The organism is Kribbella sp. NPDC058693 (assembly GCF_042715335.1).
Classification (GTDB): Bacteria; Actinomycetota; Actinomycetes; order Propionibacteriales; family Kribbellaceae; genus Kribbella; species Kribbella jiaozuonensis.
This window is the reverse complement of record NZ_JBHXSQ010000004.1, coordinates 942,043-956,162: the sequence shown is the minus strand read 5'-3', so window position 1 is coordinate 956,162 and position 14,120 is coordinate 942,043. Positions and strand designations below refer to the sequence as shown.

Annotated in this window: 11 protein-coding genes; 6 read left to right on the top strand and 5 right to left on the bottom strand. The window is 67.5% G+C overall.

The features are described 5' to 3' along the window. Positions 1-129: 129 nt before the first annotated feature. Positions 130-1,869 (top strand): glycosyl hydrolase family 18 protein, encoded by a 1,740-nt coding sequence (locus tag ACFWUU_RS30945; RefSeq protein ID WP_380180734.1) that lies wholly within the window; start codon positions 130-132, stop codon positions 1,867-1,869. A gap of 28 nt (positions 1,870-1,897) precedes the next feature. Beyond that, the gene (locus ACFWUU_RS30940) at positions 1,898-3,442 is read left to right on the top strand and encodes a cellulose binding domain-containing protein (protein WP_380180731.1); all 1,545 of its coding nucleotides are present in this window, start codon (positions 1,898-1,900) and stop codon (positions 3,440-3,442) included. Between the two features lie 35 nt (positions 3,443-3,477). Here ACFWUU_RS30940 and ACFWUU_RS30935 read toward each other — a convergent pair whose 3' ends face one another. Together ACFWUU_RS30935 and ACFWUU_RS30930 are read right to left on the bottom strand one after the other, a co-directional pair. Continuing rightward, complete coding sequence (locus tag ACFWUU_RS30935) at positions 3,478-4,263, bottom strand: hypothetical protein (RefSeq protein WP_380180729.1); 786 nt, start codon at positions 4,261-4,263, stop codon at positions 3,478-3,480. Between the two features lie 88 nt (positions 4,264-4,351). Further along, positions 4,352-5,239 carry a LysR family transcriptional regulator gene (locus ACFWUU_RS30930; protein ID WP_380180727.1) on the bottom strand — a complete coding sequence of 296 codons (888 nt, stop codon included), beginning with the start codon at positions 5,237-5,239 and terminating at the stop codon, positions 4,352-4,354. A 71-nt stretch (positions 5,240-5,310) separates the two neighbouring features. Here ACFWUU_RS30930 and ACFWUU_RS30925 point away from each other — a divergent pair, with 71 nt between their 5' ends. Together ACFWUU_RS30925 and ACFWUU_RS30920 are read left to right on the top strand one after the other, a co-directional pair. Continuing rightward, entirely contained in the window at positions 5,311-6,516 is a 1,206-nt protein-coding gene (locus ACFWUU_RS30925) for an MFS transporter (RefSeq protein ID WP_380180725.1), read from the top strand. Continuing rightward, entirely contained in the window at positions 6,513-6,962 is a 450-nt protein-coding gene (locus tag ACFWUU_RS30920; RefSeq protein WP_137252169.1) for an aminoacyl-tRNA deacylase, read from the top strand. The genes ACFWUU_RS30925 and ACFWUU_RS30920 overlap by 4 nt, the downstream gene beginning before the upstream one ends. Here the strand turns inward: ACFWUU_RS30920 and ACFWUU_RS30915 are convergent. Further along, positions 6,959-7,858, bottom strand: a complete 900-nt coding sequence (locus ACFWUU_RS30915; RefSeq protein ID WP_380180723.1) for a helix-turn-helix domain-containing protein — start codon at positions 7,856-7,858, stop codon at positions 6,959-6,961. The genes ACFWUU_RS30920 and ACFWUU_RS30915 overlap by 4 nt on opposite strands. A gap of 2 nt (positions 7,859-7,860) precedes the next feature. Continuing rightward, positions 7,861-9,540 carry a chitinase gene (locus ACFWUU_RS30910; protein WP_380180721.1) on the bottom strand — a complete coding sequence of 560 codons (1,680 nt, stop codon included), beginning with the start codon at positions 9,538-9,540 and terminating at the stop codon, positions 7,861-7,863. A 404-nt stretch (positions 9,541-9,944) separates the two neighbouring features. Between ACFWUU_RS30910 and ACFWUU_RS30905 the strand changes: the two genes are divergently transcribed. After that, positions 9,945-10,751, top strand: coding sequence for an HAD family phosphatase (locus tag ACFWUU_RS30905; protein WP_137252166.1), 807 nt, complete (start codon positions 9,945-9,947; stop codon positions 10,749-10,751). Between the two features lie 265 nt (positions 10,752-11,016). Here the strand turns inward: ACFWUU_RS30905 and ACFWUU_RS30900 are convergent, their stop codons facing one another. Then, positions 11,017-11,790: a cell filamentation protein Fic gene (locus ACFWUU_RS30900; RefSeq protein ID WP_380180719.1), complete on the bottom strand. Its 774-nt coding sequence runs from the start codon at positions 11,788-11,790 to the stop codon at positions 11,017-11,019. 24 nt (positions 11,791-11,814) lie between these two features. Between ACFWUU_RS30900 and ACFWUU_RS30895 the strand changes: the two genes are divergently transcribed. Further along, complete coding sequence (locus tag ACFWUU_RS30895) at positions 11,815-14,037, top strand: CDP-glycerol glycerophosphotransferase family protein (RefSeq protein WP_380180717.1); 2,223 nt, start codon at positions 11,815-11,817, stop codon at positions 14,035-14,037. The last annotated feature ends 83 nt before the right edge of the window (positions 14,038-14,120 follow it).

Below are 14,120 nucleotides of genomic sequence, written 5' to 3'. Positions count from 1 at the left end.
CGTCACCAGCGGGAACCCGCCACGACGAGCCCGAGACCAACCCGCCGGGAACGGTTACGGTTCCTTTCGAAGCGTCTTTAACTAAATTTCACCGGACCGCTTCCGCCCCATCGCTCCGGAGGATCTCAGATGAGTCGATTACGCCTGCTCGCCGCCACCTCAGCCGTCGCGGCCACCGCCCTGCTCACCGCAGCCGGGGTATCTCTTGCCGGCCCGGACACCGCCACCACTGCCAACGCCGCCACCATGGCGCAGGCCAGCAGTGGTGGCGTCAAAACGGCGTACTTCACCCAGTGGGGTATCTACGCCAACGCCTTCTACCCCAAGAACCTGATCACCACCGGCGCGGCCGGGAAGCTGGACTTCCTGAACTACGCGTTCGCGAACATCGACCCGACGAACCACACCTGCTTCATGGCCAACAAGGCCGCGTCGCAGGACGAGAACAACCCGAACGCCGGTGACGGCGCGGGTGACGCGTTCGCGGACTACGGCAAGTCGTACGGCGCGGACATCAGCGTCGACGGAGTCGGTGATGTGTGGAACCAGCCGATCCAAGGGAACTTCAACCAGCTCAAGAAGCTCAAGGCGAGGTACCCGAACCTGAAGATCCTGATCTCGATCGGCGGCTGGACGTACTCGAAGTACTTCTCCGACGCGGCCTCGACCGACGCCAAGCGCAAGGCCCTGGTCAGCTCCTGCGTGAACATGTTCCTGAAGGGCGATCTGCCGGTCATCGACGGCTTCGGCGGCGCCGGTTCGGCAGCCGGCATCTTCGACGGTGTCGACATCGACTGGGAGTACCCGGGCTCGCCGAACGGTCACGTCGGCAACCACTACAGCGCTGCCGACAAGCAGAACTTCACGTCCCTGCTGGCCGAGTTCCGCACCCAGCTCGACGCGTACGGCAGCCAGACCGGCAAGCGGTACTACCTGACCGCCGCCACTCCGGCCGGCCAGGACAAGATCGCCACGATCGAGACCAACAAGATCGGGCAGTACCTGGACTACAACAACGTGATGTCGTACGACATGCACGGCGGCTGGGAAGCCACCGGGCCGACGAACTTCCAGGACCCGCTCTACACAGCGCCGAACGACCCGAGCAACCCGATCCCACCGGGTCAGGGCAAGTACTCCGTCGACGCAGCCGTGAAGGCGTGGACGACCGGCGACTCGGCGTACGGCATCCCTGGTGGGTTCCCGGCGAACAAGCTGAGCATCGGATATCCCTTCTACTACAGGGGATGGAAGGGCGTACCGGCCACAGCCAACGGCAAGTACCAGACCGCGACCGGACCGGCCGACGGGCACGCGCTGAGCGGCAACGTCCCAGGTGTCTCGTTCTACAAAGAGCTGACCGGCTTCGTCGACAACCCCTCGTTCACGTACTTCGACGACGCGACCAAGTCCTCCTGGTTCTACAGCAACGGCACGTTCTGGTCGGGTGACAACGCCCAGTCGATCAAGGCCAAGGCGGACTACCAGCACTGCAACGGCCTGGCCGGCGCGATGATGTACTCCCTCGAGGCACTCGACCCCGGCGTCACCCTCTTCAACAACGCGGTCGACTCGGTCAACGCCAACACCGCCGGTTGCAGCGGCCCCCCGACGACACCGCCCACTACGCCGCCCACCACGCCGCCGACCACCCCGCCCACTACACCTCCCACAACTCCCCCGACCACGCCTCCCACCACGCCCCCGACGACGCCGCCCACATCGGCCACTCCGTGGGCGCCGAACACGACGTACGCAACCGGGGCGCTGGTGACCTACAACGGCGTCACCTACAGGTGCATCCAGGGCCACACCTCCCTGACCGGCTGGGAGCCACCGAACGTCCCCGCACTCTGGGGCCAGGTCTGATCACGTACCGCCCACTGATCGGAGCATCATGAAACGACGCATCACCCTGGCGATAGCGGCCATCTCGGCCGTGGTCATCGCTCTGCTGACCGCACAGGCGGCCAGCGCGGCAGGAGTCTCTGCCACCTTCACCAAAGTGTCCGACTGGGGCAGCGGCTTCGAGGGCAAGGTGACTGTCACCAACGGCACCACCAGTTCCCTCAGCACCTGGTCGGTCGCGCTGGACTTCCCGTCCGGCTACACCGTCACCAGCACCTGGGACGCCAACCACACCAGCAGTGGACAGACGCACACGTTCACTCCGCCGAGCTGGGCCGGCCCGCTCGCGCCCGGCGCAACCGTCAGCTTCGGTTTCAACGGCAGCCCGGGCAACTTCGCCGGCGTCGCCGCGTGCCGGTTGAACGGCGGCTCGTGCTCGGGCGGCGGTGGCGGCACCGCCCCCGGCGCACCCACAGGCCTGTCCGGTACGGCGTCAGGCACGTCGGTGAACCTGTCCTGGTCTGTTGCGTCGGGCGCCACGAGCTACAACGTCTACCGCAACGGCTCGAAGGTCGGCTCGCCCAGCGGCACGTCTTACACGGACTCCGGCCTCAGCGCGAACACGTCGTACTCGTACCAGGTGAGCGCGTCCAACAGCGCGGGCGAGGGGCCGAAGAGCACCACCGTCTCGGTCACCACCGGCAACGGCGGCGGCAACACCGGCTCCAAGCAGGCAGCGCCGTACCTCTACATGGGCTGGGGCGACCCGCCGAGCCCGTCGACCGTGATGAACGCCACCGGGATCAAGTGGTTCACCATGGCGTTCGTCCTGTCGGGTGGCGGCTGCAGCCCGGCCTGGGACAGCACCCGGCCGCTCCAGGGTGGTGCGGACGCCGGCGCGATCGCAGCGATCCGGGCCGGCGGCGGTGACGTCGTACCGTCGTTCGGTGGCTGGAGCGGTAACAAGCTCGGCCCGAACTGCAGCACCCCGGAGGCGCTGGCCGGCGCGTACCAGCAGGTCATCAGCGCCTATAACCTGAAGGCGATCGACATCGACATCGAGAACTCCGACGAGTTCGAGAACGAGGCCGTACAGGACCGCATCCTGACCGCGCTGAAGATCGTCAAGCAGAACAACCCCGGTATCCAGACCATCGTCACGTTCGGTACGTCGACGACCGGTCCGACGTACTACGGTAACCGGCTGATCGACCAGTCGAAGGCACTCGGCGCGAACATCGACATCTTCACGCTGATGCCGTTCGACTTCGGCAGCTCGAACATCTACAACGACACGGTCGCCGCGTCGCAGGGCTTGAACAACAAGCTGAAGTCGACCTTCGGCTGGTCCACCGCGGAGGCGTACTCGCACCAAGGCGTCTCCGGCATGAACGGTCTGTCGGACCAGCAGGAGATGACGTCGACCGCGACCTGGCAGAACATCACCAACTGGGCCAAGAGCAACGGGCTCGGCCGGCTGGCGTTCTGGTCGGTCAACCGCGACCGCGGTTGCGCCGGCGGCGGTGTGGTCTCGAACTGCAGCGGTATCGCCCAGGGCGACTGGGACTTCACCCGCATCACCGCGGGCTTCTGAGACAGGGTCGGCTGGGTGCGGCGAACGAGCCGCGCTCAGCCGGCCTTGATCGCTTCGATGATCAGGCCGTTGCGGGCGTTCCGCCCGAGCGGGATCGACGGATGCAGACCGTCGCGGAGGTAGCGGGCCAGCCGGTTCGGGCTGGAGGCCAGGTGCTCGGCCCAGTGAATGATGCGCAGGTTCTCGTGACGGCGAGCGGCCTCGGCGAGCTGCAGGTTGATCCAGGCGCTGTTGCGCTGGTCGGCGACCTTGATCTCCGGGATGAACGCGGTGCGGGCAGCCTGCACGTTGACCCAGTAGACGGTCCGCTCCGGTCCGGCGATCTGCATGGTCCGGTCGACCTGCGCGGCCACCGCAGGCGGCGTGAAGATGTCGTTGGAGCCGACCGACATCAGGATCCGGTGCGGCAGGCCGTAGTCCTGGGCCCAGGTGTCCAGCGCGTCGACCGCCGGCGTCACCGGGCGTCCGGCCCAGTTGTGGACCGCCGTCATGATGCCGAGCTGGGCCAGCTGGCGGGCCAGCGCCGGTCCGTCCTGGACGCCGATGCTGTCGCCGAACATGAAGACGCCGTCGTTCTCGCGCGTCCGGCGGATCTGCGCTTCGTTCGAGATCGCACGTGCCTGGCGCTCCCAGGCGCCGAGCACACCGGAGCCGTAGTTGCCCAGATAGGCCAGCCCGGTCGTGCCGTCGGTCTCTGACTGCGGGGAAACCGGGACCGCCTCGGCCGCGGACGCTGCCGCAACCGTCGACGCAGCCGCCGCCGTCCCGGCTGCGAAGAGCAGCCGGCGACTCGGCCGGAACGAACCCAGACGCTTCCTCACGCAGGAAAGAGTGCGGTGGAAAGGCCTCTGACTGCAAGTCGACACCTGGAAAATTGGACGAACGCTACGGAAGTCGTTGTCATCGCAGTCAGCTGGATGTGACCGGTCGGGATCGGACGAACGTCCGGAACCGCTCGGCTGCAGGCGTCAACGGAGTACTCAGCCGCCACGACATTCCGATCTCCCGACGAGCCTGTACGCCGGCCAGCGGTATCGACACCGCACCGCTGTCGTTGCCGCGGACCGCACCGGCCGGGAGGATCGCCACGCCGAGGCCCGCACCGACCAGGCTGTCGATCGTCGCGAGGTCCGTCGCCTGGAACGCGAACCGCGGCGTGAACCCCGCGGCCTCGCACAACCTGTCCGTCACCCGCTGGAAGCCGAAGCCGGGCTGCAGCGCGACGAACGGCTCGTCCCGGACCTCCTCCAGCTCGACCCGATGCCGAGAAGCCAGAGCGTGGCCCGGCGGCACATGCAGACACAGCCGCTGCCGTTCCAGGAGATGCCAGCCGAAGCGGGAAGGATCAGGCCGCGGCGCGATGATCGCGATCTCCGCCTCGCCCGTCTCGAGATCCTGGACGATGTCGTGCGCCGGCTCCTGCCGCAGCGCGAACCCCACATTCGGCGCGTCCGCGCGGAAAGCCTTCAGCAGGTCCGGCATCAGGCTCGTCGCGACCGAGTGCAGGAACGCCAGCCGCACCGTGCCGGACTCCGGGTCGACGAGCGCGTCGATCCGGCGCTTCGCGGTATCGACCGCCGCCGTCCCAGCCCGCGCGGCCTCCAGCACGAGTCGGCCGTACGGATTCAGCCGCACACCACGGCGTTCCCGCTCGAACAACGCCACCCCGAACGCCCGCTCCACCCGCTGCAGCGACCGGGACAGATTCGGCTGGCTGGTCCCCAGCGCAGCCGCCGCCTCGGTCAGGTGCTCGGTCTCAGCGAGTACGGCGAACCACCGCAGATCCTCGACATGCATACTGAAAGCGTATCGATTTCCGCTGAGATCGACATTTTACGTATCGCAGCGGGCGTGCGACCGTCGAAGACATGCACCAGTCCGTTGCTCGCCAGACCGGGTACCTGCCCGGAGACCCGGAGTACCGCAAGCTCTCGGTCGCGCTGTTCGCGGCCGGACTGGCCACGTTCGCTCTGCTCTACAGCACGCAGCCGCTGCTGCCCCAGCTCGTCGACGCGTTCCACGTCTCCCCCAGCCAGAGCGCGTTCAGCGTGTCGTTCGCCACGTTCGGACTCGGTCTTGCGCTGCTGGTCGCCGGTCCGGCGTCGGAGGTCCTCGGCCGGACCAATCTGATGCGCTGGTCGGTCGCAGCGACGTCGGTCTTCGCACTTCTGAGCGCGTTCGCCCCGACGTGGCACACGCTCCTGGCGCTGCGTGGCCTCCAGGGAATCGCGATGGCCGGCCTGCCGGCGGTCGCGATGGCCTATCTGCGCGAGGAGGTGCACCAGGACAGCCACGCGAGAGCCAGCGGCCTCTACATCGCAGGTACTGCGGTGGGCGGCATGGCGGGACGCCTCATCGCGGGAGGTCTGTCCGACCTCGGCGGATGGCGGTTCGCGACCGGCGGGATCGCCGCGGTCGGCGTACTGTGCGCGGCGATCGTCTGGCTGCTCCTTCCAGCGTCGCGGAACTTCCGCCCGAGCCCGGCGCGGCCGAGCGTGAAGGTACTGCGTGACCCCGCGCTGCTCGCGCTGTACGGGATCGCCGCCACGGCGGTCGGCGCGTTTGTCGCTGTCTACAACGGAGCGGTGTTCCGCCTGTCCGGTTCCCCCTACAAATTGAGCGCCGGAGCCGCAGGGCTGGTCTTCTGTGTCTACCTGCTCGGGTCAGCAGGCTCAGCGACGGCGGGGACACTCGCGGACCGCTACGGGCGGAGGAAGGTCGTGCCGATCGGGTGCCTGATCACCTTGGCCGGTGTAGCCATCACGCTGGCCAGCCCACTGCCGCTGATAGTCCTGGGGCTGGCTGTGATGACGGCAGGGTTCTTCGCCGTGCACGGCGTCGCCAGTGGCTGGGTGCCCGCTCGGGCACACGCGAGCGGCGTCGGCACCGCGCAGGCGTCGAGCATGTACCTCTTCTCCTTCTACCTGGGGTCGTCGGTGTTCGGCGGGCTGGCGGGTACGGCGTGGAGTCACGGAGGCTGGACCGGGGTCGCGCTCGAGGCCGGGGCTCTGTTCACGGTCGGCCTGGTCCTTTCCGTGCTGCTCAAGCAGACGAATGCGAAACTGGCCAGGTGACGAAGGCGACGGATGCTGCTGATCAGTTGGGGCTCACCTACGAGGTGACCAGGCACGGTCGGGTGAACTCGTTGGAGGAGGCCGCGGCGGCGCGGGGTATCGAGCCGGCCCGGTTGATCAAGACGATCGTCGTACGACTGTCCGATGACGACTACCGGTTCGTACTGGTGCCGGGTGACCGCGAGATCGCGTGGCCGAAGCTGCGGGCACTGCTCGGCGTGAACCGGATCTCGATGCCCGACAAGGACACGGCGTTCGACGTCACCGGGTACGTGCGCGGGACGATCACGCCGCTCGGCAGCACGCACGCCTGGCCGGTGATCGCGGACGAGCGCATCACCGGCACTATCTCCATCGGTGGTGGGGACCATGGCGTTGGTATCACCGTGGACGCTCAGGCGCTTGCCAAGGCTCTGAACGCCACCGTTGCTGACGTCACGGACTAGACGAGCAGTCCGCGTTGCCCCGCCCTCAGCCCGGCCTGGAAGCGGGTGGTGGCGTCGAGTGCCTTCAGGATGCGTTGCATTCGGCGTTCTACGGTTCGCTGCGCGACGCCGAGGCGACGGGCTATGGCTTGGTCCGTCAGACCTGCTGCGGCCAGCGAGAGGAGCTGCTGGTCGTCCGACGTCAGCGGGCCTTCTGACACCGATGGGGTCAGCGGGCTCGCCTGCTTCCACAACAGCTCGAAGAGGCGGAGCAGAGCGTCCAGGAGACTCGACGGACCGAGTTCCACAACCACGTCGGCCGCGGTTGGCAACAGAGCTGTCCGGCGGTCGACAACGACCAGCTTCAGCGGGACGTCGCGCAGCATCCGGCAGCAACCTGCCGATCGAGCCGCGGTCAGGTCGCCAGGCTCCGACAACGACGCCATGTCGTAGATGATCCGGTGCCTCACTCCATCCAACCGCCGCGCGTACGGCATGCGATCCAGCACGAGTACTTCGTCCTGCGCGCACTGCTGCGCTTGGTAGTACCGCTGCGCGATCGCCTCGGCGCCCCGGATGACCGTGAACGCATCTGGCTGCCGGAACTCGGCAGTGAGCACCGAAGCGCCCAACCGCGCCTCGACGATCGCGGCCTGCTTCCGGAGTGCGAGCAACTCGACCGCAGCCTCCGGTACTGCGGGCAGGTAGCGGGCCGGACGGCCTGGCGTACGCGACGCCAGACCGAGCGACAGTAAGGACCGCAGGTGCCGGCCGACCCGGTTGGCGGGCCAGTCGACGAACGTGGTCAGGTCAGTGGCAGTGGACTCCGGGCGGGCCAGAAGCGCCCGGTAGAGCTGCTCGTCCTCCGAGCAGACACCGAGCGCCTCCAGCACAGGAGCCGGTCGATAGCTGTGCATGATCAGGGCAGCGAGTGCACGTGGCTGCCGACCTGGTTCGCGAACTGGTTGCCGTTCAGCGCGTCCCAGTTGGTCGACCAGGTCATCGCCCCACGCAGCGACGGCCACGGGGAGCTCGGCCGGTAGTTGCCGCAGCCGGTGCCCTTGGCCAGGCAGTCCAGAGCGTTGTTGACGACCGTCGGCGAGACGTACCCGCTACCGGCCGCCCGCGACGACGCCGGCAGGCCGAGGCCGACCTGGTCGGGACGCAGCCCGCCCTGCAGCATGATGCAGGCCTGGGCAGTGATGAAGTCGACCGAGCCCTGCGAGTAGACCTGTCCGTCGCAGCCGTTCATCGAGCCGGAGTTGTAGTACTGCACGTTGACGATGGTCAGGATGTCCTTGATCGCCAGCGCCAGCTTGAAGTACTCGAACGACGTGCTCTGCATGTCGATCGTCTGCGGCGCCATCGTGATCACCAGTCCGCTACCGAACTGGCTCTGCAGGCTCCGCAGCGCCTGACCCATGTACTGCGCGTTGACGCCGTTCTCCAGGTCGATGTCGATGCCGTCGAAGCCATAGGTACGCAGCACCGACAGCGCGCTCGAGGCGAAGTTGGCAGCCGCTGTGGGATCAGCAACCGAGATGGTGCCGTTCTGGCCGCCGACGGACAGGATGACCTTCTTACCGGCCGCCTGCTTCGCCGCGATGTCGGCCTTGAACTGCGCGACCGTGTAACCACCGAGCCCGGCGCTGTCCAGGTTGAACGTGATGGCACCCGGCCGGGACGAGTCGGCGTCCGCGAAGGCCACCGCGATCAGGTCGTACGCCGCAGGTACGTCGGAGATCTTCTGCACCGTCGCGCCGTTGTTGAAGTTCTGCCAGTACCCGGTGAGCACATGCGCGGGCAGGTTGCCGGCCGGCGGGTTGGTGCCGCCGTCCGACGTGGTGCCCGACACGGTTGCGCCGTACGGCGAGCAGTTGCCGCTCGGATCACAGGCGCGCACCTTGAACGAGTAGGTCGTCGACGCGGTCAGGCCGGTCGCGGTCCAGCTGGTGACGTTGCCGACGCTCTGCGCGGCGCCCGTCCCGCGGACCACGTCGTAGTGGTCGATGCCGTTCGCGTCGGACGCGGCGGACCAGTTCAGCTTGAGCGAGCTCGAGGTCGGGCTGCCGACCGTCAGGCTACCTGGCGTCGACGGCGGCGTGGTGTCCGCCGTTCCACCAGGACCATCCAGTACGACGTCGTCGGCCTGGTACGCCGGGAGTGCGTACCAGCTGTGGACGTAGATCGTCACCGACGTCGCCGAGGCGCCCGTGGTGAACGGCACGGTCAGCTGACTCCAGCCGGAACTAGTTGTCCACGTACTGGGACCACCGTCCACGCCGAGGTAGACATTCGATCCCTTGACCCACGCCGACAGCGTGTACGCCGTATTGGGCTGGACCGCTACGGACTGGGAGCACTTGGCGATGTCGCTCCCGCTCGGGGTCGCCTGGAGGGCGTACGAGCCGGAGTGCGGGGCGGAGGTCGTGACGCCGCCGGCGGGACAGGACCAACCCGAGAGCGTGCCGGACTCGAAGCCGGCGTTCGTGACGAGATTGGTAGCCGCGGAGGCGGAAGCGGGGACCAGGAAGGCCATGAGTACGGCGAGCAGGCTGATGACGACCGCTGCCTGGGGGCGGTGTGCAGGCGGTTTCATGCTCTACAAAGTGTGACCAGGCAATTACATTGTCAAGACCCTGCATAAAGTGGGAACGCTCTCACGCACAGAAAAGCGAGAATCTTTACGCTTACTTGGCTGAACGGAGAAAGGCGACGGCCCCCGGCGGGGGGGTGACCGGGGGCCGTCTTCGGCCACGGGCTCGGGGGGAGGAGCCGGGGGCCGTTCAGGAGGCGACAGTCTGCCACTGTCAGGGGGTATGTACCCCCCAAGACCAGGCTTCACACATCTCGATTCGATTTCAACCGAATGCCTGTTGCCCGAGCGCCGGTTGCACCCGGACGGGCGCTTCCAGCCAGTGTCACTGTCACACTGATCATCAGTCTAACTGGATACCGGCCCAGGCAAAAGCCCGGGTCCCTCGGCGTTTCTCCCCGGCTCCTATGCTCGGTCCCATGGCGCACCCCGGGACGGCTCGTTCAGCCGCTTTCTTCGATCTGGACAAGACCATTCTGGCCCGCTCCAGCACGCTCGCGTTCTCGCGCCCGTTCTACGCCGGCGGCCTGATCAACCGCCGGACCGTACTGCGTAGCGCGTACGCCCAGTTCGTCTATCTGCTCGGCGGCGCCGACCACGACCAGATGGAGCGGATGCGCGAATACATCTCCGCGATGTGCACCGGCTGGGATGTCGCGACCGTCAAGGCGATCGTCGCCGACACCCTGGAACACATCGTCCGGCCGATGATCCACACCGAGGCCGTCGAGCTGATCGCACAGCACCACGCGGCCGGCCGGGACGTGGTGATCGTGTCGTCGTCCGGCGCCGAGGTGGTCGAACCGATCGGCGCGATGCTCGGCGCCGACAAGGTGATCGCCACCCGGATGGTAGTTGCCGACGGCAAGTACACCGGCGAGATCGCCGAATATGCGTACGGTCCGAACAAGGTGACCGCGATCGAGGCGCTGGCCGCTGCCGAGGGTTACGACCTCGCGACCTCCTACGGTTACTCGGATTCGATCACCGACGAGCCCTTGCTGGCCGCGGTCGGGCACCCGTTCGCGGTCAACCCGGACAAGGCGTTGCGCCGGATCGCGGTCGAGCGCGGCTGGCCGGTGCTGGACTTCGCGGAACCGCAACAGCCGCACCGCAACGGCGTACGGCGACCCGCCGTAGCCGCCGGCGTGGTCGCAGCCGTTGCCGCCGGGGCGCTGTTGCTGGCCTCCCGCCGGCGCTCGCGGAGTGCTTGAAAGCTGAAGATAGCTTCATTGTTCTCAACTCCATGAAGACGCCGCATCCCCTTCCCAGAAAGGGGTTTCAGGAGTACAAAGGAAGCACAAAGGACTTTCGGGTCCGGTAGAGATTGCACGGCAACCAGGCACCCACGCGGCGACCAGCCCATCCCAAACGGGCAGCTCGACCCAGGCCAGTCCTGTGGCGGCAAACCGGTGCACGCATGGTAACCAGGAGGTTGTGCCAGCGACGGCGTTCTCACTCGAGAACGCCGTTCGCATGTCAGGACACGAGTGGCGACAGCTCGGCACCTTTTGTCACGACCTCGCAGGACCGCAGTAACCAATCACGAACTCCGGTCAAACCTTGCACTGCGTAGTCGGTGAGACCGCTCGCATAGGAAGCCTGCAACACATAGTGACCACCCTCCGGTACGGTGACCGCCACCGGGTCGATGCCTCGGGCAACCAATAGGCAGCGTTCGGCGGCCCGGGCAACCAGCCCGTTGGCGCTCGGGAACGGGCGGAGGACGGCGAGCTCGGCGTGCACGATCGCGGCCACGACCAGGCCGGGCGCCTTGGTCGGGCGGGTCAGGTTCTGCGCGAGAGCGCTCAACCGCTCCCACATCTCGTCGGCGCCCGGCGCCGGCGGCAGTCCCGGGATGTCGTCGGGCACCGGCTCCCGACTGGTCCGAAGATGGCCCAACTGGTCCTCACCGCTCAGGTCAGCGGCGGCCAACTGGTGCAGTCTGGTCCAGACCTGCACCGGCGCCTTGTCCAGCTGCGGCGCGAGCGCCATCAGCTCGCTGGTGATCCGGACCGCGCCGGAGGCCAGTCCGTCGGCTGCGCCACGGCGTACGTCGTCCGGCGTCGACGTGCTGCCGGCCAGCGCCGCGGACGCGTGGGCGCCGCGCAACAGGGCCTCGGCAGTCATGTCCGACCCGACCCGGCGCAACCCCCGGTCCCGCAGCAACACGTCAACCGCATCCCGGGCCGCCCGCGCCGCCGACCCGACCCCCTCCAGCCCGGCCAAAGGCTCGAACACGTCAACACTCATGCCCGCAGCCTAGGATGACGTCGTATGGCGCTCGGCACCGTCCCCAGGTTCAGCATTGTGGTTCCCTGTCATGCCTCGCGGGCATGGTTGCGGCCGTGCCTGGACTCTGTGCTGAGCCAGTCGTTCACCGACTTCGAGGTGATCGGGGTCGACGACGCGGACCCGGACGGGTCCGGGCGGATTCTGGACGAGTACGCCGCTGCCGATCCGCGGGTGCGGGCGCTGCACCTGGACGAGAACATCGGGCTCGGGCTGACCCGGAACGCCGGGCTGAAGGAGTGCCGCGGCGAGTACGTGCTGTTCCTGGACGCCGACGACGTCTGGCTGCCCGGTTCGCTGGAGGCGATCGCCACCCGGATCGACGACACCAATCAGCCGGACATCGTGATGTTCGACTACGAGCGGATCTTCTGGGACGGCCGGGCGGTCGGCAGCCAGCGACACGATGCGTTCGCGCGGGAAGGCGCCGGGGTGTTCACCGCGGCCGAGCGGCCGATCTTCCTGACCTTCCTCGAGGTGGTCTGGAACAAGGCGTACCAGCGGGAGTTCCTCACCCGGCACGGCTTCGCATTCACCTCCGGGTTCTACGAGGACGCGCCCTGGACGTACTCGACGATGCTGACCGCCCAGCGGATCGCCACCCTGGACCGGATCGTCGTGCACTACCGGCAACACCGGACCGGCGGCAACATCCACGCGACCAGCGGACGCCGGCAGTGGGACATCTTCGACCAGTACGACCGGGTGCACGCGTTCATCCAGTCCGACCCGGAGCTGGCCGGCTGGCGCCGGTTCGCGTTCGACCGGTCGCTGGACCACATCGTCGCCGTACTCGCGAAGCCCGAGCGGATCGACACCGACGACCGGGCCGAGTTCTTCCACGCGGCCCATGCGTTCGCCAAGCGCTGGAAGCCCGAGGGCTACACGACGGACCGGACGGCGCGCGGCTTCAAACGCTGGCTGCTGATCCACGACGACTACGCGACCTATTCGACCCTGAAGCTCAGCTCACGGATGCTGCACGGCCAGAGTCCGCGCCAGACGGTTCGCAAGATGCTGCGCCGCGGCAAGCTCGACCCGAACCTGGCCGCGTACACGGCGTACTGGTTCAAGCAGTACGCCTGCAACCCGCGGGCGATCTACGAGAAGGCGGCGGAACTCGCGCCGCACGTCCGCGGGGTCTGGGTCGTCGACAACGATCACCTGGGCGCGATCCCGGAAGGTGTCGAGTACGTCGTCGCGGACTCCCCGGCGTACGACAAGCTGCTCAGCAAGGCGACGTACTTCGTCAGCAACATGAACTGGCCGAAGGAGCTGGAGAAGCGCGAAGGCCAGATCCACCTGCAGACCCAGCACGGTACGCCGCTGAAGACCATGGGCACCGACCTGCGCAACTTCCCGCAGGCCGGCAAGGGCCTCGACCTCGAGGAGCTGATGCGCGAGGTCGACCGCTGGGACTTCAACCTCTCCTCGAACCGCTACTCCTCGGAGATCTGGGAGCGCACCTACCCGGCGTACTTCGAGGAGCTCGAGTACGGCTACCCGCGCAACGACCGGCTGCTCACCGCGACCCTCGACGAGGTCCGCGCGATCCGGGCGAGCCTCGGGTACGACGACTCGCACCTGGTCATCCTGTACGCGCCGACGTTCCGCGACGGGGTCGACTCGGTCCGCATGCCGACCGGCGTGATGGATCTCGGCGGCACCGGCATCCGGCTCGACCTGGACCAGCTGGCGAACGCGGCCGGCGACCACGGCCGGGTCCTGGTACGGACGCACTACTCGTTGTCGAAGGCACCGGAATCGCACTCCGGCAAGGTCCAGGACGTGTCCCGGCACCCACGCGTCGAGGACCTGATGCTGGCAGCCGACGTACTGATCTCGGACTACTCGTCGATCACCTTCGACTACGCCAACCTCGACCGGCCGATCATGCTGCACGTCGAGGACCAGGGGTTCTACAACGGCCGGCGCGGAACGTACTTCGACGTCACCGACTTCCCGCCCGGGGTGGTGGCGCGGTCCTCCGACGAACTGTTCGCCGCGTTGCGGAACGGCACGTTCGCCACGCCGGAGGCCGCCAAGCACCGGCACCTCTACCGGGAGAAGTTCTGCGAGTTCGACGACGGCCAGGCGGCGGAACGCGTCGTACGGCGGGTCTTCCTGGGCGAGACTGAGGTACCGGCGGTCGTGCCGTTGGCGGATCGGTCACCGGCACCGTCGGCGTACTTCGTGCATAATGGCTGACATGTCGATCAGCCTGAAGCCCATCCACGCCCTGCGCGTGAGCTTCAGCCTGCGACGACGACGCGCTGTCTGAACACCTCAGC